18 protein-coding genes are annotated in these 18,986 nt (G+C 70.9%); 7 read left to right on the top strand and 11 right to left on the bottom strand.

The genetic code is table 11. The features are described 5' to 3' along the window. Positions 1 to 32: 32 nt before the first annotated feature. A complete protein-coding gene (locus HUN08_RS07640) occupies positions 33 to 560 on the top strand; it encodes a hypothetical protein (RefSeq protein WP_124247364.1) in 528 nt (175 codons plus the stop codon). After that, a complete protein-coding gene (locus HUN08_RS07635) occupies positions 557 to 994 on the top strand; it encodes a ferritin-like domain-containing protein (protein ID WP_124247365.1) in 438 nt (145 codons plus the stop codon). Before HUN08_RS07640 ends, HUN08_RS07635 begins: the two co-directional genes overlap by 4 nt. Before the next feature lie 24 nt (positions 995 to 1,018). Here the strand turns inward: HUN08_RS07635 and HUN08_RS07630 are convergent, their stop codons facing one another. Next, entirely contained in the window at positions 1,019 to 2,761 is a 1,743-nt protein-coding gene (locus tag HUN08_RS07630) for a proline--tRNA ligase (RefSeq protein WP_124247366.1), read from the bottom strand. 44 nt (positions 2,762 to 2,805) lie between these two features. Between HUN08_RS07630 and yaaA the strand changes: the two genes are divergently transcribed. After that, complete coding sequence (yaaA, locus tag HUN08_RS07625) at positions 2,806 to 3,546, top strand: YaaA family protein (RefSeq protein ID WP_124247367.1); 741 nt, start codon at positions 2,806 to 2,808, stop codon at positions 3,544 to 3,546. Positions 3,547 to 3,692: 146 nt separating this feature from the next. Next, positions 3,693 to 4,346: a hypothetical protein gene (locus HUN08_RS07620; RefSeq protein WP_124247368.1), complete on the top strand. Its 654-nt coding sequence runs from the start codon at positions 3,693 to 3,695 to the stop codon at positions 4,344 to 4,346. A gap of 47 nt (positions 4,347 to 4,393) precedes the next feature. On the opposite strand, the gene cobA is transcribed toward HUN08_RS07620, so the two are convergent. The 3 genes from cobA to HUN08_RS07605 are packed head-to-tail and all read right to left on the bottom strand — an operon-like array spanning position 4,394 to position 6,890. Beyond that, positions 4,394 to 5,617, bottom strand: a complete 1,224-nt coding sequence (cobA, locus tag HUN08_RS07615) for a uroporphyrinogen-III C-methyltransferase (protein WP_124247369.1) — start codon at positions 5,615 to 5,617, stop codon at positions 4,394 to 4,396. Between the two features lie 23 nt (positions 5,618 to 5,640). Continuing rightward, positions 5,641 to 5,859 (bottom strand): hypothetical protein, encoded by a 219-nt coding sequence (locus tag HUN08_RS07610; protein WP_124247370.1) that lies wholly within the window; start codon positions 5,857 to 5,859, stop codon positions 5,641 to 5,643. Next, on the bottom strand, positions 5,856 to 6,890 hold the full coding sequence (locus HUN08_RS07605; RefSeq protein WP_124247371.1) for an acyl-ACP desaturase: 1,035 nt from the start codon (positions 6,888 to 6,890) through the stop codon (positions 5,856 to 5,858). Before HUN08_RS07605 ends, HUN08_RS07610 begins: the two co-directional genes overlap by 4 nt. 159 nt (positions 6,891 to 7,049) lie before the next feature. Between HUN08_RS07605 and HUN08_RS07600 the strand changes: the two genes are divergently transcribed. Then, a complete protein-coding gene (locus HUN08_RS07600; protein WP_124247372.1) occupies positions 7,050 to 7,703 on the top strand; it encodes a response regulator transcription factor in 654 nt (217 codons plus the stop codon). Continuing rightward, entirely contained in the window at positions 7,700 to 8,236 is a 537-nt protein-coding gene (locus HUN08_RS07595; protein WP_124247373.1) for a hypothetical protein, read from the top strand. The genes HUN08_RS07600 and HUN08_RS07595 overlap by 4 nt, the downstream gene beginning before the upstream one ends. A gap of 7 nt (positions 8,237 to 8,243) precedes the next feature. On the opposite strand, the gene HUN08_RS07590 is transcribed toward HUN08_RS07595, so the two are convergent. From HUN08_RS07590 to mqo, 5 genes are read right to left on the bottom strand one after another with little or no spacing between them, the layout of a single operon-like run. Next, positions 8,244 to 9,920, bottom strand: a complete 1,677-nt coding sequence (locus HUN08_RS07590) for a GAF domain-containing protein (RefSeq protein WP_124247374.1) — start codon at positions 9,918 to 9,920, stop codon at positions 8,244 to 8,246. Then, positions 9,917 to 11,335 carry a cobyrinate a,c-diamide synthase gene (locus HUN08_RS07585; RefSeq protein WP_301546940.1) on the bottom strand — a complete coding sequence of 473 codons (1,419 nt, stop codon included), beginning with the start codon at positions 11,333 to 11,335 and terminating at the stop codon, positions 9,917 to 9,919. Before HUN08_RS07585 ends, HUN08_RS07590 begins: the two co-directional genes overlap by 4 nt. Beyond that, positions 11,329 to 11,946, bottom strand: coding sequence for a cob(I)yrinic acid a,c-diamide adenosyltransferase (gene cobO, locus HUN08_RS18360; protein WP_124247376.1), 618 nt, complete (start codon positions 11,944 to 11,946; stop codon positions 11,329 to 11,331). The genes HUN08_RS07585 and cobO overlap by 7 nt, the downstream gene beginning before the upstream one ends. Positions 11,947 to 11,957: 11 nt before the next feature. Then, complete coding sequence (locus HUN08_RS07580; protein ID WP_124247377.1) at positions 11,958 to 13,907, bottom strand: VWA domain-containing protein; 1,950 nt, start codon at positions 13,905 to 13,907, stop codon at positions 11,958 to 11,960. Between the two features lie 7 nt (positions 13,908 to 13,914). Continuing rightward, positions 13,915 to 15,408: a malate dehydrogenase (quinone) gene (mqo, locus tag HUN08_RS07575; RefSeq protein ID WP_124247378.1), complete on the bottom strand. Its 1,494-nt coding sequence runs from the start codon at positions 15,406 to 15,408 to the stop codon at positions 13,915 to 13,917. A gap of 122 nt (positions 15,409 to 15,530) precedes the next feature. Here mqo and HUN08_RS07570 point away from each other — a divergent pair, with 122 nt between their 5' ends. Then, complete coding sequence (locus HUN08_RS07570; protein ID WP_124247379.1) at positions 15,531 to 16,610, top strand: alpha/beta hydrolase; 1,080 nt, start codon at positions 15,531 to 15,533, stop codon at positions 16,608 to 16,610. A gap of 12 nt (positions 16,611 to 16,622) precedes the next feature. On the opposite strand, the gene HUN08_RS07565 is transcribed toward HUN08_RS07570, so the two are convergent. Both HUN08_RS07565 and HUN08_RS07560 read right to left on the bottom strand, forming a co-directional pair. After that, positions 16,623 to 17,447 (bottom strand): alpha/beta fold hydrolase, encoded by an 825-nt coding sequence (locus HUN08_RS07565; RefSeq protein WP_124247380.1) that lies wholly within the window; start codon positions 17,445 to 17,447, stop codon positions 16,623 to 16,625. Between the two features lie 28 nt (positions 17,448 to 17,475). Continuing rightward, entirely contained in the window at positions 17,476 to 18,984 is a 1,509-nt protein-coding gene (locus HUN08_RS07560; protein ID WP_124247381.1) for a cobyric acid synthase, read from the bottom strand. Positions 18,985 to 18,986: the final 2 nt, after the last annotated feature.

Below are 18,986 nucleotides of genomic sequence, written 5' to 3'. Positions count from 1 at the left end.
ACAGGAGTGTAGGCGATGGCATCATGTCCGACGTGACCTCCCTGTCTCGCCGGACGGTGCTGCGCGGTGCCGCCACCGCCACCGTCGCACTCCCCCTCGGCGCCCTCGCCCTGTCCGCCTGCAGTCGCGGCCCGTCCCCGGAGCAGACCCTGGCGGATCGGCTCGTCCCGCTGGCCTCGGCTGCCGTCGCCTCCGCGGCGGCGGCGCGACTCCTCGCCACCACCGAGCCCAAACAGGCGACGGCACTCGGACAGATCGCCACGATCCGCGACGAGCACGCCAAGCTGCTGCGCGAGGAGATCCTGCGTCTGCACCCGTCCTCGGGGCATGCCATCGTCGACCCGTCCGCCTCGGCGACGCCGAGCGCCGCTCCCGGGTCGTCTGCCCCGCCGCCCTCACCCGCGGCCCCGGCGGCGGCCGGACTCGATGCGTTCAAGTCCTCGCTGTCCGCCGACGCGGCCGCCGCACAGCAGGTGGCGATCGGCACGAGCGGCTTCCAGGCCGGGCTGACCGCATCGGTATCGGCCGCCGTCACCAGCTTGAAGGGGTTGCTGCCATGACAGTCGCCGATGCGCTCACCGCGGCGCTCAAGGCGGAGGACGCCGCCATCTTCACCTACGGCGTGCTGACGGCCTTCACGCGCAACGACGTCCGCAGCCGCCTCGCCGTGGACATCGCTGCCCACCGCGTGCGCCGACGCGCGCTGGCCGAAGACCTCACCAAGACCGGCACCCCGGTACCCAATCCCGCGCCCGGCTATCGCCTGCCGGTGAAGGTGACCGACGTCCGCTCGGCCGGACGCGCCGCGGTCGAGGCCGAGGTCGAGACCCAGGTGGCCTACCGATCGGTGGTGGAGCAGGCCGATACCGACGCGCTGCGCCGGTTCGGGGCGGAGAGCCTCGCCGAATCAGCGGTGCGCGCGGTCTATTGGCGCGGCGTCGCCGGGATCGACCCGACGGTGATCGCGATGCCCGGCGACCCGCGGATCAAATAGGCGGGTCGCGCTTCGACTACCCGATCAGCCGCGCACGGCCGCGGTGATGACGGCCACGGCGTCGGCGACCGGGATCTCGGAGGTCTCGCCGGTCAGGCGGTCGCGGATCTCGACCTTCCCGTCGGCGAACCCGCGGCCCACCACGACGACCGTCGGCACACCGAGTAGTTCGGCATCCTTGAACTTCACTCCGGGTGAGGCCTTGCGGTCGTCGAAGAGCACGTCGACCCCGGCGGCGTCGAGTTCGGCGACGAGCGCCTGGGCGCCCGCGACGGCCGCCTCGTCCTTGTTGGCGATCACGACATGGCATTCGAACGGCGCGACCTCGCGCGGCCAGCGCAGCCCCTTCTCGTCGTGCATCTGCTCGGCGATGACCGCGACCAAACGCGAGACGCCCACGCCATAGGAGCCCATGGTGACCCGCACCGGCTTGCCGTTCTCGCCGAGGACGTCGAACTCGAAGGCGTCGGTGTACTTGCGGCCGAGCTGGAAGATGTGGCCGATCTCGATCCCGCGGGCCGACTGCAGGACTCCCTTGCCGTCCGGCGAGGGATCGCCGTCGCGGACCTCGGCGGCCTCGATGACGCCGTCGGGGGTGAAGTCGCGACCGGCGACGAGGTCGACGACGTGCTTGCCCTGCTCGTCGGCACCGGTGATCCAGCGGGTGCCGGTGACGACGCGCGGGTCGACCAGGTAGGTCCCGCCCGCGGCCTGCACACCCTTGGGGCCGATGTAGCCGCGCACCAGCGCGGGGTTGGCGGCGAAATCGGCGTCGCCGAGCAACTCGACCTCGGCCGGTTCGACCGCCGCCTCAAGGCGTTTCATGTCGACCTCGCGGTCGCCGGGAACGCCGATGCCGGTGATCTGCCAGTCCTCGCCGGGCTTACGGATCTTCACCAGCACGTTCTTGAGGGTGTCGGCGGCGGTGAAGGTGCCGTCCAATGCACCGTTGGCCCAGTCGACGAGGGTGTCGATGGTCGGCGTGTCACCGGTGTCGTGGACGGCGGGCCGGGGCAGCCCGTCGGTCGGCAGGTCTTCCGGGACCGGGGTGAGCACGGCCTCGACGTTGGCCGCGTAGCCGGACTCGGTGCTGCGGACGAAGGTGTCCTCGCCGACCTCGCATTCGGCGAGGAATTCCTCGGAGGCGCTGCCGCCCATGGCGCCGGAGGTCGCCGCGCAGATGACGTAGGTGATCATCAGCCGGTCGAAGATGCGCTGGTAGGCGGAGCGATGCGCCTCGTAGGACTTCTGCAACCCGGCGTCGTCGAGGTCGAAGGAGTAGGAGTCCTTCATCGTGAACTCGCGGCCGCGCAACAGGCCGGCACGCGGGCGCTCCTCGTCGCGATACTTGGTCTGGATCTGGTACAGCGTGACCGGCAGGTCCTTGTACGAGCTGAACTCGCCCTTCACGAGCTGGGTGAAGATCTCCTCGTGCGTGGGTCCGAGCATCATGTCGGCGCCCTTGCGGTCCTGCAGGCGGAACAAGGCCGAGCCATACTCGCTCCAGCGGCCCGTCTTCTCGTACGGTTCGCGGGGCAGCAGCGCGGGCAACAGGATCTCCTGTGCGCCGATGGCGTTCATCTCCTGCCGCACCACGTTCTCGATGTTGCGGAAGACGCGCAGGCCCAGCGGCAGCCACTCGTAGACGCCGGGGGCGGCGCGGCGGATGTAGCCGGCGCGCACCAGCAGCTTGTGCGACGGGACTTCCGCATCGGCGGGATCGTCTCGCAGGGTGCGCAGGAACAGCGTCGACATTCGGGTGATCACGAGGCACCAGCTTAGTGATCGGCGGCGTTGACTAGGGTGCTGGGGTGCGCGTGATCCTGCCCCCATCGGAAACCAAATCGGACGGCGGCGCCGGTGCCCCGCTGAACCTGGGCTCGCTGTCGTTTCCCGAAGCCACCGCGACGCGGCGCCACCTCGTCGACGCGCTCGTCGCGCTGTCGGCCGATCTCGACGCCAGTCGCGCGGCCCTCGGTCTGGGTGCCACCGCGATCGCGGAGGTCGACCGCAACGCCGAGCTGTGGGAGGCGCCGACGCGACCGGCGGTCGAGCGCTACACCGGGGTCCTCTACGACGCGTTGGACTACCCGGGCATGACGAAACCGACGAAGACCAAGGCCCTCGACCGGATCCTCGTGGGGTCTGCGCTGTTCGGCCCGCTGGGCGCCGCCGACCCGATCCCCGCCTATCGACTCTCCGCCGGGTCGAAGCTGCCGGGTGAGCCGACACTGACCACCACGTGGAAGCCGGTGCTCCGCGACGTCTTCGCCGGCCTCGACGAGTTCGTCGTCGACCTGCGCTCGGGCGCCTACCAGAACCTGGGCCGTGTGCCCGGCGCGGTGACCGTCACCGTGATGACCGAGAAGCCGGACGGTTCGCGATCGGTCGTCAGCCACTTCAACAAGCATTGCAAGGGACTCGTGGCGCGCGAGCTGGTGCGCACCCGGCGTCGGGTCGTCGACGTCGACGGGGTCACCGCGGTCCTCTCCGACGCCGGTCAGCGCGTCGAGATCGCCGATCCGACGACAGTCGTGGTCCTCACCGACTAGGCGCCCACACCTCCGCCGGCGCCGCCGCACGGAAGTGGCGGCCGTCACAGGCCCCAATCGCCGATGCTGGCGCAAACGGTCCGGCCCGTTAGACTCTGGCCGGGTAGACGCCCGCGACCAGGACCACGATCGGAGAGCGACAAGCAATGCTCCATGCCCTGGCCTACGCGTTCGTCGATGCGGTGAACGTCCTGCTCATCGGCGTTCTCGTCGCCCTCGCCATGATGGCGGCCAAGGGGCGCTACGTCCCCATCGCGAGTCTGCTGATCCTCGGCGACTGGCTGGGCGTGCTACTCCTGGCGCTGGTGGTGCTGCTCGCCTTCGACGGCCTCGGCGAATTCGTCAAGCACATCGTCGACTCCGCCGTGTTCGGCATCCTGCTGATCCTCACCGGTGTCCTCACTGCGCTCCTGACCCTGCGCGGCGGCGATTCGTCTGCGCTGATCAACCGGATACTCGAACCGCTGCGGTCCCCGTCCCCGTTGACGGTGCTCGTCGGACTGATCCTGGGCGCGATCCAGTCGGCGACGTCGGTGCCGTTCTTCGCCGGATTGGCCGTGCTCTCCGCCAGCGACATCCCGCCCGCCCAGCGGTATTGCGGGCTGTTCCTGTACGCGACCGTGGCCCTCAGCCTGCCGATCCTCGCCGCGCTACTGCTCGGCCTGGTCCGCCGCACGCCCAACTCCCTCGTCGGGCGTGGTTTCGAAACCGCCCGCGCCCACAAGGACCTGGTGGTCCGCGCAGCCGGTTACCTCGTCGCCGTCCTGCTGGTGGTCATCGGCATTCTGCGCCTCATCTAGGGCGCGCCCAGCCTGCGCGGCATCTCCGCAGCGCGGTCGGCACCGGGTCACCGGCCGTCGACGAACCCCGCGACCTCCCCGATGACCACGATCGCCGGCGGAGCCAATCCGTCCCGCGCGGCCGCCGCGGCGGCATGCGCGAGGTCGGAACTCAGCACGCGCTGGGTGGGCAGCGATGCGTTCTCGATCATCGCGACCGGCGTCTGCGGGTCGCGTCCGCCGGCGAGCAGGGCGTCGGCGAAGGCGTCGATGCGCTCGACCGCCATCATCAACACGATCGTGCCGCGCAGCCGGGCCAGGGCCGACCAGTCGGTGAGCGAATCCGGGTGGTCGGGGCGCACGTGCCCGGACACGATGACCACCTCGTGGGTCACCCCGCGGTGCGTCACCGGGATGCCCCCCAGCGCGGGCGCGGAGATCGCGCTCGTCACACCGGGCACGACGGTCACCGGGACACCCGCGTCGACGCATGCCTGCAACTCCTCGAAGCCCCGGCCGTAGACGTAGGGGTCCCCACCCTTGAGGCGGACGACGAACTTCCCGGCCTTCGCCCGGTCGACCAGAACGGTGTTGATGGCCTCCTGCCGCATCGCGCGCCCGTAGGGCACCTTGGCCGCGTCGACGACCTCGACGTCGGGACCGAGTTCGGCGAGGAGTTCGGCGGGCGCCAAGCGATCGGCGACGACGACGTCGGCCCGCCGCAGCAGTTCGCGGCCGCGCACGGTGATGAGATCCGGTGCCCCCGGTCCCCCGCCCACCAGCGCGACCCCCGGTGCGTGCGACTGCGCGGGCACCGGGTCGGCCCCCGGGGTGCCGCCGGCCAGGACCGCGCTGAGGCGGTCGCGCACGGCCGCGGAACGGCGGTGGTCGCCCGAGGCCAGGACGCCCAGCGTCAACCCGTCGGCGCGACTGCTGGCCGGGGTCACCGCGGTGCCCAGCCGGGCGTCGTCGGCGCGGACGCAGAAGATATGCCGCCGCGTCGCCTCGTCGACGACCGCAGCGTTGACTGCGGGGTCGTCGGTGCAGGCCAGGACATACCAGGCGCCGTCGAGATCGCCGTCGGTGTATGCGCGGCGGTCCACCCGCACGCGCGGATTGGCCTCGACCGCCGGCGTCGGGTCGACGGCGATGACGACGACCTCGGCGCCCGCGGCGAGGAGGTTCGGCAACCTGCGCTGGGCGACGGACCCGCCCCCGACCACGACGACTTTGCGCCCGGAAAGGTTCAGTCCCGCGAGGTAGTGCCCCGCACCGGGGTCGTCGGCTGCCATAGGCGAACAGCCTACCGGCGGCCTCAGATCGGCAGTTCGCCCGTCGCGCGGATCCGCGTCCACACATCGCTGACCGGCACGCCCATCTGGTGGGCGTAGCTGCGGATGAACTCGGCGAGCAGTACCGAGCTGGCGTAGCCCGCGTCGGCGTCGTGGTTGCGCACCTCGTTCCACCAGGTCGGGTTCTCGCAGGCGGCCGCCTCGGCCATCGTGATGGCCGTGTCGAATCCGGTGATCGTCATGACCGCGCCCGGGCCCGGTCGCGATCGGCCTTCGCCTGCAACCGCTCCAGGGCGCGCTCGCGCGACGCCTCGAATTTGTCGACCTTCACGTCGAGTTCGGCGAGGAACTTGGCGAGCTCGTCGCGGTAGTACTGGCCGGTCGGGCCGAAGTCGTCGCGGGTGAAGATCCGCCACTTCTTCAACACCGGTTCGAGGACCTCGGTGCGGTGCTGCGGCAGGTCGTAGATGCCGTCGCGGGCGATCAGCACCGCGTTGCGGCGGAAGTTGGGCATCGTCGCCCCCGGCATGGCGAAGTTGGAGACGATCGAGTAGATCGCGGCCATCGCCAAGTCGGGCACCACGTCGAGCGCCGCGGACACGATGTTGCGGTAGAAGGTCATGTGCAGGTGCTCGTCGGCCGCGACGCGCTGCAGCAGCCGATCGGCGATCGGATCCCCGCACGCCTTGCCGGTGTTGCGGTGGCTCACGCGCGTCGCCAACTCCTGGAAACTGACGTAGGTGACCGAGAGCAGCATCTCCAGGGCGGTGTGCTGGTGGAACGCCGGCTCGAGCTTGTGTACCTCGCGGGCGTGGTCGATCGGGTCGTAGCCGTGCGTCATGTGGACCAGCCGGGTGTTCTCCAACTCGACGGGATCGACGCCGCGGGTGACGACCAGGTAGTCGCGCATGACGATGGAGTGGCGCGCTTCCTCGGCGGTCCACCGGCCCACCCAGAAGCCCCAGGCGTCGTCGAGGGAGAAGTTCTCGGCGATCACCCGGTGATACGACGGCAGGTTGTCCTCGGTGAGCAGATTGGTGATCATCGCCGCCTTGGCGGTCTCCGACAGCTCCGACTGTCCCGGGTCCCAATCCTCGCCGCCGAGGAAGGCGAAGTTGCGGCCCTCGTCCCACGGCACGTAGTCGTGCGGCATCCAGTCGACGGCCACCTTCATGTGGCGGTCCACCTCGCGCGCGGCGACGGGCTCGAGTTCCGCGAGGAGATCCTTGCCCTCCATTTTTTCGGTCAGCGAGATCACATCGGTTGCGGTCATAGTCTTGAGACTGCCGACGAGCGGGGGCCGGCGCATGAGTCCAAAGTCCTGATCGCCCCACGACATCTGTCCCGGCGCGACGGGGACCCACGTCCGCGGCGCGGGCCCGAGGCGGCTCGTCGGTGCAGGTAAAGCGCCATCACCGGGTACCTTCTAGATATGTCCGATGCACCCGTGCGCGTCTTCATCGTCGATGACCACGAGTTGGTCCGCCGTGGCCTGCGCGACCTCTTGGGAACCGCCGACGACCTGGAGGTCATCGGCGAGGCGGCCAACGTCGCCGAGGCACTCGTCGGCATCACCGCCAATCCGCCCGACGTCGCCATCCTCGACGTGCGCTTGCCCGACGGCAGCGGTGTCGAGCTGTGCCGCGACGTGCGTTCGGCCTGCCCGGACACGCACTGCCTCATGCTCACCAGCTATGCCGACGACGACGCCCTGTTGGCCGCGGTGATGGCCGGCGCCTCCGGCTTCGTGCTGAAGCAGATCCTCGGGCAGAACCTGGTGGCCGCTGTGCACACGGTCGCCGGCGGCGGCAACCTGCTCGACCAGCGCAGCACCGCCGCCCTGATGGAGCGCCTGCGCGGGCGTTCGGCCACTCCCACCGACCCGTTCGGCAAGTTGACCGAGCGCGAGCGCGAGATCGTCGACTTGATCGGCGAGGGCCTCACCAATCGGATCATCGCCAAGCGCATGCATCTGGCCGAGAAGACCATCAAGAACAACGTGACCCGCATCCTGGCCAAGCTCGACCTGTCCAGCCGCACCCAGGTGGCCGTCCTCGCCACCAAGGCGTCGCAGGCGGGCAAATGACCGAGACGACCGTTGCGATCCGCCCGCCCGGCCGATCGTTCCGCACCCTTGCCGTGATCACGGGGCTAGCCGTCGCGCTGGCGGCCGGCGTCCTGATCGGACGGGCGACGGCCGGCGGTACCGACCACGCCGCCAAGCGCGAGTTCATGTTCCAGATCAATTCCCTGCAGAGTCCCAACCAGCACGGCCACGAACTCAACTTCTTCGCCCGCTACCGCTACAACGACGATCTGGCCGAGTCCGAACTCCCCAACTACCTCCATCTGCGCGAGGTCGTCATCGACCGCCTCACCAACGGCGATTTCGCCAGCAATCCGTTCTGGGAGACGGTGAACCGGAATCTGTGTAACGAGTTGAAGGCCGGTTTCCCCATCACGGCGATCACCTGCGAGCTGCAGACGCCGGGGGTCGACGTGCGGGGAAACCGCTATCAACCGGGTTGGCATTCGAGCATCCACACGATCGGCGACATCGAGCCCCTCGCCGTGCCCGGTCCGGTGAGCGTTCCCGCCCCCGCGGTGCCCGTCCCGTAAACCCTCGCTAGTCGCGTTTCTGCTCGACGAGCGGGACCTGCCACAACAACCGGGTGCCGCGCCCGTTGAGTCCGGGCCCGACGGTGAACTCGCCCTCCCACTCCTGGGCGCGCATGCGCAGGTTCTCCAGGCCGCTGCGGCGCACCCCGGGGCTGATCCCGCGCCCGTCGTCGGTGACCTCGACGATCAGCTCCCCGGCGCGCGGCTCGGCGACGACGCGCACCTCGATCCGATCCGCGCCGGAGTGTCGCAGCGCGTTGCTCACGCCCTCGCGCACCACCGCGTCGACGTGGCTCGCCAACTCGGGGACGACGACGGTGTCCACCGGACCGTCGAACCGCACCATCGGCGTGACCTCGGCATGTCCGGAGACCTGCCCGACGACCGCCAACACACGCCGGCGCAACGTCGGCGACCGCGACGAGTCGCCGGTCTGCAGGTCGAAGATCGAGGTGCGGATCTGTGCGATCGTCCCGTCGAGGTCGCTGAGCACCTGGGCCAGGCGGTCGCTCGCGTCGGCCGTGTCCCCCGGTTTGCCCTGCGCGGCGAGCGCCTGGAGCGAGAGGCCCATCGCGAACAGCCGCTGGATGACGTGGTCGTGCAGGTCGCGCGCGATGCGGTGCCGGTCTTCGAGCACTTCGAGGCGGCGGCCCATCTCGCGCCGCTCGGCATAGGCGATGGCCAGCGAGGCGATCTCGGCGACCCCGGCCAGCCCGGAGCGCTCCTCGGCCTCCCAATCCGGCTTGGTGTCCTGATGGATCACGATCGCCCCGTAGACCCACGGTCCGCGGACCAGCGGGACCAGGGTCAACCAGCCGCCCTGCGGGTCGCCCCAACCCGGCATCTCGTCGTCGGCCACCACCCGCAGCTGGGCGCTCTCGGTGATCGCCTCGCCGAATCGCACCGCGTCCACCGGTCCCGGCCAGCCCCAGTTCGCCCGCAGCGTGGCCGCGGAATCCTCGGTCTGATACACGTACACGGCGCGGGCGCCGGTCAGCTCGGCGACGTCGGCGCACATGCTGTTGAGGTTGGCCACCAGGCTGATGCCCGCCAGCGGCTCCGCCCCGCGGCGGGCGATGAGCTCCATCCAGGTGTGCCGGATGCGGGCGCGCTCGAAGCCCCGCGCGTTGTCGACGGCGATACCGGCGGCGACGGCGAGCACACCGATCAGCGCCTCGTCGACCGCGGAGAAGGCCGGCGCCGTCCGCTTCTCCGTCAGGTAGATGCTCCCGAACACCTCCCCGCGGATCAGGATCGGGGCGCCCAGGAAGCTGCGCATCGGCGGGTGGTTGGGCGGGAACCCGACCGATGCCGGATGCTTCGACAGGTCCGGTATCCGCAGGACTTTCGGGTCGTTGATCAACACCCCCAGCACCCCTCGGCCGCGCGGCAACGAGCCCATCGTGGCGCGCACCTCCGGCGAGATGCCGGTGTGCACGAAGGCGCGCAGGCCGCCATCGGCGGCGCGGACGCCCAGCGCGGCGTAGCGGGCGTCGAGGACGCGCGCGGCGACGTCGGCGATGCGTTGCAGCGCCTGGTCCAGGTCCAGTCCCTGACTGACGACCAGCACCGATTCCAGCAGGTCGCGCGCCTTCTCCGGCCCCAAGCTGTGCCGCGCCAAGGTGTTGAGGGTGGTGTGCAGATCGTCGAGCGCGGTCCGCGGGTCGTCCGGTTCGTCGGTCATCGATACACCCTTTCCCGGGGCGTCGCGCGAGCCGCCGCCGCGACGAACCTCTTGATCGCGGCCGGTACCGCCGCCGGATGCACGTGGAGGAAGGAGGCGTGCACCCCCGCGTGCACGTGTCCGTCGACGCATGTCCCGTCGGCGCGCCATCCCCAGGCCGGCGTCGCGGAGGAGGGCACGGTGGCGCGGTGGAACTCGTGACCGGTGACCCGTTCGCCCGCGCGGTAGAGAACCGAATCGGTCACCGCGACGCCGTCGCGATACCCCAGGGTGAGTCGGTCGGCGAAGCTCCCCGATGCGGGCAGCGCCCCGGCCAGTTCGGGGCCGGGTCGGCCGTTTCGCGCGACCCCGGAGGTGAGGTAGAGGTACCCGGCGCACTCGGCGTGTACCGGCCGGCCGGCCGCGACATGGGAACGCACCGCCTCGCGCAGCGGCCGATTGGCGCTCAGCTCGTCGGCGTGTTCCTCCGGGAAGCCGCCGCCCAGGACCAGGGCCGCCGTCTGCGCGGGGAGCGGATCGGTGAGCGGGTCGAACTCGACGACGCGGGCCCCGGCCGCGGTCAGCAGCTCGGCGTGCTCGGGGTAGCCGAAGGTGAAGGCCCGTCCCGCGGCGACGGCGACGACGGGACTGCCCGGCACCGGTTCCCCGACCGCGTCGGCCGCCGACCACGCCGGTCCGGGAGACTCGCCCGCATCCTGTGCGATCGCCTCGACCGCTGCCAGGTCCACCGAATCGGCGACGAGGGCGGCCATCGCGTCGACCGCCGCGCGCGCCTGCGGTGAGCGTTCGGCGGCGGGGATGAGGCCCAGGTGCCGCGAGGGCACGGCCAGCGCGTCGTCGCGGCGCAGCACCCCCACGACGGACAGCCCGACCGACTCCGCGGCCGCCCGCACGACCTCTTCGTGCCGCGGCGATCCGACGCGGTTGAGGATGACCCCGGCCAGCCGGATGCCGGTGTCGAAGGCGGCGAACCCGTGGAGCAGCGCCGCGAGCGACTGGCTGTGCCCGGCGACGTCGACGACGAGGATCACCGGCGCCCCGAGCAGCTTCGCCACGTGGGCGGTGGAGCCGGTGCCGCCACTGGGCTGGCCCGGCGTGATCCGGCCGTCGAACAAACCCATCACACCTTCGACGACGGCGATGTCGGCTCCGCGGGACCCGTGTGCGAACAATTCGGGAACCAGGTCGGGGCCGACCAGGTTCGGGTCGAGGTTGCGCCCGGGTCGCCCCGCGGCCAGCGCGTGATAGCCGGGGTCGATGTAGTCGGGTCCGACCTTGAACGGCGCGACGGTGCGCCCGGCCGCCCGCAGCGCACCGATCAGGCCGGTGGTGACGGTCGTCTTGCCGGTCCCCGAGGCGGGCGCCGCGATCACCACCGCGGGGGTCCCGGCGCCGGGACCGGAGCGAGCTACCACTCGATCCCCTTTTGCCCCTTGCGCCCGGCGTCCATCGGATGCTTGACCTTCACCATCTCGGTGACGAGGTCGGCGGCGTCGATCAATTCCTGTGGCGCCCGGCGGCCGGTGACGATGACGTGCTGTCGGCCGGGCCGCTCGCGCAAGGTGTGAACCACCTCGGACACGTCGAGCCATCCCCAGTCCAGCGGGTAGGTGAATTCGTCGAGGACGTAGAAGTCGTGTTCCTGCGCTTGCAGGCGGCGCGCGATCTCGGCCCAGCCTTCCCGCGCGGCGGCCGCGTGGTCGTCGGCGTCGGCAGAGTTGGCTCGCAGCCACGACCATCCGCTGCCCATCTTGAACCAGGAGACCGGGCCACCGGCACCGGTGGCCTCGTGGACGTCGCCGAGGGCTGTCAGCGCGGCCTCCTCCCCGACGCGCCATTTGGCGCTCTTCACGAACTGGAAGACGGCGACGTTCAGTCCGGCGTTCCACGCGCGCATCGCCATGCCGAAGGCCGCAGTGGACTTTCCCTTGCCGTCGCCGGTGTGGACGCCGAGGACGGGCGCGTTGCGGCGCTGGCGGGTGGTCAGACCGTCGTCGGGGACGCTGACCGGCACTCCTTTGGGCATGTCTGCAGACGCTACGCCACGCGGTCGGCGGGCGTGTTCCGCACACCGAGCGCGTCGCGGATCGAGGTCCCGGACAGCTCGGTCATCGGCACGTGCCGACCGCCCAGGCGGTGGGCCAGTTCCGCCGCCAGCCCCAGCCGGATCATGCCCTGTTCGCAGTCGATGACGACCGCGTCGATGCCGTCGCGCCGCACCGCCCGCGCGGCCGCCTGCGCCCGGGCGACGGCACGCGGACCGGATGTCGCGCGGCCATCGGTGAGCACGGCGAGCAGCGGGCGCCGCCGGGGCTCGCGGATCCGGGCGTTGGCGATCAGTGAGCGCGCCTCGTCGAGGCCTTCGGCGAGCGGCGTGCGGCCGCCGACCCGTAGATCGCTCAGTCGGGCGACCGCGAGATCGACCGATCGCGTCGGCGGGACGACGACCCGCGCGCCCGAGCCGCGCGCCACCACGACCGCCACCCGGTCGCGCCGGGTGTACGAGTCGCGCAGCAGGGCCACACACGCCTCGGTGAGGGCCCGCAGTCGATCGCGCGCGGTCATGGAGCCGGAGAGATCGAGGACGAAGACGACTAGGTTGCCCTCGGTCCCCTCGCGCTGGGCGCCGCGCAAATCCTCGACGCGCACCGGGCTGCGTCCGGCCGCGCGCCAGGCGGTGCCGCTGCCGACGGTGCGCTGCGCGGCGGCCAGCGTCGTGCCGAACAGGTGGACCGCGGACCCGGCCTCGAAGTCGACGGCCCGCGTCGTGTGCCCGCGCACGGTGCGCGAACGCGAGCGCCGGCCGGGGTCCCCGTCGCCGATGCCGGTCACCGTCATCGCCCGCAGGCGCGTCGACGGGCCCTGTCGCGACGGTGCTGTTCCGAACCGGCGCGAATCGTCGCCGGCCCCGTCACCGGAGGTGTCGCCGCCGTCGGTGTCGCCGTCGGTGTCGCCGTCGGGGATGTCCGGGGCGTCGCCGTCACCCGAACCTCCTCCGTCCGGCCCGCCGTCCGGGTCCGGGTCGGGCTCGGGTTCGCCGGCCGCCTCGTCACCGGCCGCCATCGCGTCGGACAACTCCTGTTCGCCGAGCCCGCCGGTGTCGAACGGGTCGCGCCGCCGACGATGCGGGAGGGCGAGTTCGACGGCGACGGCGATGTCGGTCTGGTCGACCTCGTCGGCCCCGCGCCACGCAGCATGGGCCGCCGCGGCGCGGGCGACGACGAGGTCACCGCGCAGTCCGTCGACCTGCAGATGTGCGCAGATCCCCGCGATGCGGCGCAGTTGGGCCGGTGCGATCCCCACCCGGTGGACGCGTTCCCGGGCGGCGGCGATCTGTGCGGCGAGTGCCGCCTGGGCGGCGGCATGGGCGGCGATGAAGGATGCGGGATCGGCATCGAATGCCATCCGCCGCTGCACGACGGCCACCCGCTCCTCGACGTCGGAGGGCGCGACCACGTCGACGGCCAGCCCGAACCGGTCGAGCAATTGGGGGCGCAACTCCCCCTCTTCCGGGTTCATGGTCCCGACGAGCACGAACTCCGCGTCCTGGGTGTGCGACACCCCGTCGCGTTCGATGGTGACCCGACCCGATGCCGCGGCGTCCAACAGGACGTCGACGAGATGGTCGGCGAGCAGGTTGACCTCGTCGATGTAGAGCACCCCGCCGTCCGCCCGCGCCAGCAGACCGGGGGTGAAGACGGCCTCGCCGTCGCGCAGCGCGCGGGCCAGGTCGAGCGAACCGATCACCCGGTCCTCGGTGGCGCCGATCGGGAGTTCGACGACCCGTGCGGGCCGGCCGTCGGCGCCCGCGGGCAACAACGGCCCGAGGCCGCGCACGGCCGTCGTCTTGGCGGTGCCCTTCTCGCCGCGGATCAGGACCCCGCCGATGCCGGGGGCGATCGCCGACAGGATCAGCGCCAGCTTGAGCCGATCCTGGCCGACGACGGCGCTGAACGGGTACCGCAGAACCTCGCCCGTGGTCGACACCGGAGTCCTAGGCGCCCGCCGCGGCCTTCGTCAGCTGCAAGCTCGCCGACGTCCAGTCCCACACCTGCTTGAACAGGGCGGGATTGTCGTTGAGCGACTTGCCGAAGGAGGGGATCATCTCGGTGAGCTTGGGCGTCCACTCCGATTCGAAGCGGTCGCCGTAGCACTGGCGCAGCACGTCGAGCATCGCCGGAACCGCGGTCGACGCACCCGGCGACGCACCGAGCAGGCCGGCGATGCTGCCGTCGCCCGCGGCGACGACGGCGGTACCGAATTCGAGGGCGCCCTTGACGCCCGTGCCGCGGATGACCTGCACGCGCTGGCCGGCGGTGATCGTCTCCCAGTCGGAGCCGAGCGCCTCGGGGACGAAGTCGCGCAGCGTGTTGATCCGGTCGGCGGGGCTGGCCGCGAGTTCGCTGATCAGGTACTTGAGCAGGCCGAACTCCTTCGGCGCGATCGACATCATCGGCAGCAGGTTGCCCGGGCGGACCGAGAAGGGCAGGTCGGTGATGCTGCCGTTCTTGAGGAATTTGGGCGACCAACCGGCATACGGGCCGAAGAGCAGGCCGGGCTGGTGGTTGATGACGCGGGTGTCCAGGTGCGGCACCGACATGGGCGGCGCGCCGACGGCGGCCTGGCCGTATACCTTGGCGGCGTGCTCGGCGATGAGCTCGGGGTTGGTGCAGCGCAGGAACTCGCCGCTGACTGGGAATCCGCCGAAGCCCTTGGCCTCCTTGATCCCGGACCGCTGCAGCAGGTGCAGCGCGCCGCCGCCCGCGCCGACGAACACGAACTGCGCGTTGATCTTGCGCTTCTCGCCGGTGTGGTTGTTGCGGACGCTGACCAGCCAGCTGCCGTCGCGCTGCTTGGACAGGTTGGTGACGGTGTGCCCGAAGAACACGTCGGCATGCTGGCCGACGTAGTTGACCAGCTGCTGGGTCAGCGCGCCGAAGTCGACGTCGGTGCCGTCTTCGAACCAGTTGAGTGCGACCGGGTCGGTGTAGTCGCGGCCCTTGGCCATCAACGGCAGGCGCTGCGCGAACTCGCCGGGGTCGGTGATGAACTCCATGCCCTCGAACAGGGTCTGGCGCGACAGCCGGTCGTAGCGGGTGCGCAGGTAGTCGACGCCGGCCGGGCCGTGGGTGAAGCTCACGTGCGGGATCGGGTTGATGAACTCGCTGGGGTTGGTCAGCACCCCGTTGTCCACCGCGTGCGCCCAGAACTGCCGGGACACCTGGAACTGCTCGTTGATGGAGAGCGCCTTGTCGATGTTGACGTCGCCGTCGGCATCGCGGGGGGTGTAGTTGAGTTCGCACAGCGCGGAGTGACCCGTGCCGGCGTTGTTCCACGGGTCCGAGCTCTCCGCGGCGGCCGCGTCGAGCTTCTCGAACAGCGTGATGTCCCAGGTGGGTTCGAGCTGTCGCAGGAGCGCGCCGAGCGTGGCACTCATGATGCCCGCCCCCACCAAAACGACGTCCGTCTTGACCACCGATACCGACACGTGAACTCCAATCTTCGCGGTAATGCAGTCATTGTTCCCCATTGCCGGTCGGCCGTTGCGACCGGTCGACGAGATTGTGGGCGGAACGACAAGTCGGCCGCAGCGGGTTACGATCGGCAACCGTGACGCAAACACTGGACTGGCAGCCCGATTCCGAACTCCCGGGCTACTTCTCGCGGGTCTTCGAGTTGGGCACCGACCCCGACGGCGAGACGCCGATCGCGGCCACCCTGGTGCGCGCCCCGAAGCGGCCACGGGCCGCCAAGGGCGCGGTGCTCTACGTCCACGGGTTCACCGACTACTTCTTCCACGAGCCGCTCGCCGACTTCTTCGTCGCGCAGGGCTACCACTTCTACGCGATAGACCTGCGCAAATGCGGGCGTTCCCGACGTGACGGACAGACCGCCCACTACGTCTCCGATCTCTCCCACTACGACGTGGAGCTGGGACTCGCGGTCGACGTGATCGCCGAGGAGGTCGGTATCGGCGGCGGCGAGGACGATCCCAAGATCATCGTCGGCGCCCATTCGACGGGCGGTCTGATCGTTCCGCTCTGGGTCGACCGGCTCCGCCGCCTCGATCCCACCCGCCACAGCCTCATCGGCGGGCTGATCCTCAACAGCCCGTGGCTCGACCTCCAGGGCCGGGCCGCGCTGCGGACCCCGGCGGTCACCGCGCTCATCCGCGGCGTGGGCATCACCCGCGGTCTGACGGTGCTGCCGCAGGACCTCTCCCCCGCCTATGGCGACAGCATCCACGAGAGCCGCCACGGCGAGTGGAAGTACAACCTCGACTTCAAACCGCTCGGCGGCTTCCCGGTGACCTTCGGGTGGATTCGCGCGATCCGCAACGGGCACGCGCTCCTGCAGACCGGGCTCGACGTGGCCGTTCCGTCGCTGGTGCTGCGCTCGGACAAGTCGTACTTCGCCAAGCAGTATTCGTCGAAGACCGACCGGGCCGACGCCGTTCTCGACGTGTCGCATATGGCGAAATGGGCCGGATGCCTGGGCGGACGGCTGACCTCGGTTCCCGTCCCCGGCGCGCGCCACGACGTGTTCCTGTCCCTGCCTGCCGTGCGTGAACAGGCCTACGCCGAGGTCGAGGCGTGGCTGACGAGCGGGCTGCGCGCGCCGACGGCGAAGGCCGCGGCGAAGAAAGCGGCCGCCGCGACTCCGCCGAAGAAGACGGTCGCGCCGAGCTGAGCCCGGCCGCCGCTAGGCGGTCTCGGCCCGTTCGATGATCAGCTCGGCCAACCGTTCCGGCGCCTTCTCCGGCACCCAGTGGTCGACGCCGGTCAGCTCGACGTATCGGTAGTCGGCGTCGACGAAACCGCCGGTGCGCTCGGCCTGCTCGCGGCCCAGCGCCTCGTCGCCGTCGCTCCACACCATCGTCGTGGGAATCGTGATCCGCCCGCACGCGGTGTTGGCGGCGATGTCGCCGGTGAAGTTGGCCCGGTACCAATTCAGCGCCGCGGTCAACGCTCCCGGCTCCTGCAGCGGTCCGATCGCGTCGCGCGGGCAGGTCCGCCGCAACAGCACGGCGTTGCGGGCCAGGAGTTTCTCCTCCGAGCCCTCCTCGATAAAGAACTTGATGTACGACGACTTCTTGCGCTGGTCCTCGCTGTGCTCGAGTGCCTCGCTGATGGCACCCGCATGTCCCGTGCTGACCGCGACGTATCCGGTGAACCGCTCGGGATGACGGGCCGCGAGCTGCCATCCGACGATGGCGCCCCAGTCGTGAGCGACCAACAGGCAGCGCGCCACACCCAGCGCGTCGAGGACGCCGATCACGTCGGCGACGAGATTGGGGATGCGATAGGCCTGCACGCCCTCGGGGCGCGCCCCCGGGCTGTAACCGCGCTGGTCGACGGTGATGGTGCGCAGACCGGCGTCGTTGAGGATCGGCACGACGCCGTCGTAGCTCGCGCTGTTGTGTGGGAAGCCGTGCAGCAGCAGGACCGTCGGCCCGTCCTCGGGTCCGCCGACGGCCACGTCGAAGGTGAGGTCGTCGACGGTGACTTGACTCTTCGTGATCGTCATCGCCCCACGCTATCCGCGCGAGGTGAACTCAAGCCAGCGAATGGGTGATCACCGGGGGCGTCGCGTCACGGCCCTCGACGATGGCGGTCAACGCCGCGCGATCGACATGTGCGGCGAGCAGATCGGCGATGACGTCGAGCTGCTGGGCGCGCACCTCCTCGAAGGCGACCGTCCCCGCCGTGAACGGCTTGCCGCGGGCCGCCCCGACCCGGCCGAGCAGGTCGCGGCGCAGCCCGTCGTTCTCCAGCAGCCCATGCCAGTGCGTACCCCAGAGTGTTTCCCGCTCGGCTCCCTCCGGGGTTCCGTCGTCGGCGCTCAGCCACGGATGCTCGGTGCTCTCGGCGACCGTCCCGTGGTGGATCTCGTAGCCGGCGGCGCGGTGCCCCCAGGCCGACCCCACGCTGCGCCGCACCGTCTTCTCCGACGCGAACACGACGGTCTGATCGAAGATGCCCAGCCCGTCAACGGTGCCGCGGCCAGATTCCACCTCGTCGACGATCCTCGTGCCGAGCAGCTGGAACCCACCGCACACGGCCAGTATCGGCTGTCGGGCCGCCGCGCGGCGGACCAGCACATCGGCGATCCCCCGCTCGCGCAACCAGTCGAGATCGTCGACGGTGGCCCGCGTACCGGGCACGACGACGAAATCGGCGTCGGCGACGCTCGCGGGGTCGGCCACCCACCGCACCTGCACCCCCGGTTCGGCCGCCAGCGCCTCGACGTCGGTGGTGTTGGAGACGCGCGGCAGGCGGATCGCGGCGACGTTCAACGCGTCCGCGGGTGCCGGCCCGGGCGGACCGAGGCGCGCGCCGACCGGCGACGCCAGGGAGTCCTCCGCGTCGAGCCAGAGGCGCGGCTCGAACGGGATCGTGCCGAGGGTCGGGCGGCCGGTGAGTTCGGCGAGCCGCGCGAGTCCGGGTGCCAGCAGGGCCGGATCGCCGCGGAACTTGTTGACCAGGTGGCCGCGGACCAACCGCTGGTCGGCGGGGTCGAGGATCGCCGTCGTGCCGAACAGGTGCGCGAGCGAGCCGCCGCGGTCGATGTCGCTGACCACGACGACGGGCAGTCCGGCGGCCGACGCCAGGCCCAGGTTGGCGATGTCGGAGCCGCGCAGGTTGACCTCGGCGATCGATCCGGCGCCCTCCACGAGCACCACGTCGAACTCGGCGCGCAGCGATTCCAAATCGTCGAGCACCACGCCGCGCAGCCGTTCGCGCCACGAGGCGTAATCGGCCGCCCCCACCACTCCCGACTCGCGGCCCCGCACCACGACGTGCGATTGGCGGTCGGAGCCGGGCTTGAGCAGTACCGGGTTGAAGCGGACCGAGGGTTCCAGGCCCGCGGCGCGGGCCTGGGCGGCCTGCGCCCGACCGATCTCGCCGCCGTCGAGCGTGGCGACGGAGTTGTTGGACATGTTCTGCGCCTTGAACGGCGCCACCGCGACACCCTCCCGGGCCAGCAGTCGACACAGCCCGGCGACGACCATGGACTTGCCCGCGTCGCTCGTGGTGCCGCCGATCAGCAGCGCGCCGCGCATCG

This window comes from Gordonia sp. X0973, from assembly GCF_013348785.1.
Taxonomy (GTDB): domain Bacteria; phylum Actinomycetota; class Actinomycetes; order Mycobacteriales; family Mycobacteriaceae; genus Gordonia.
Note: the sequence above shows the minus strand (reverse complement) of the source record. Positions and strands in the feature narration are given on the sequence as shown.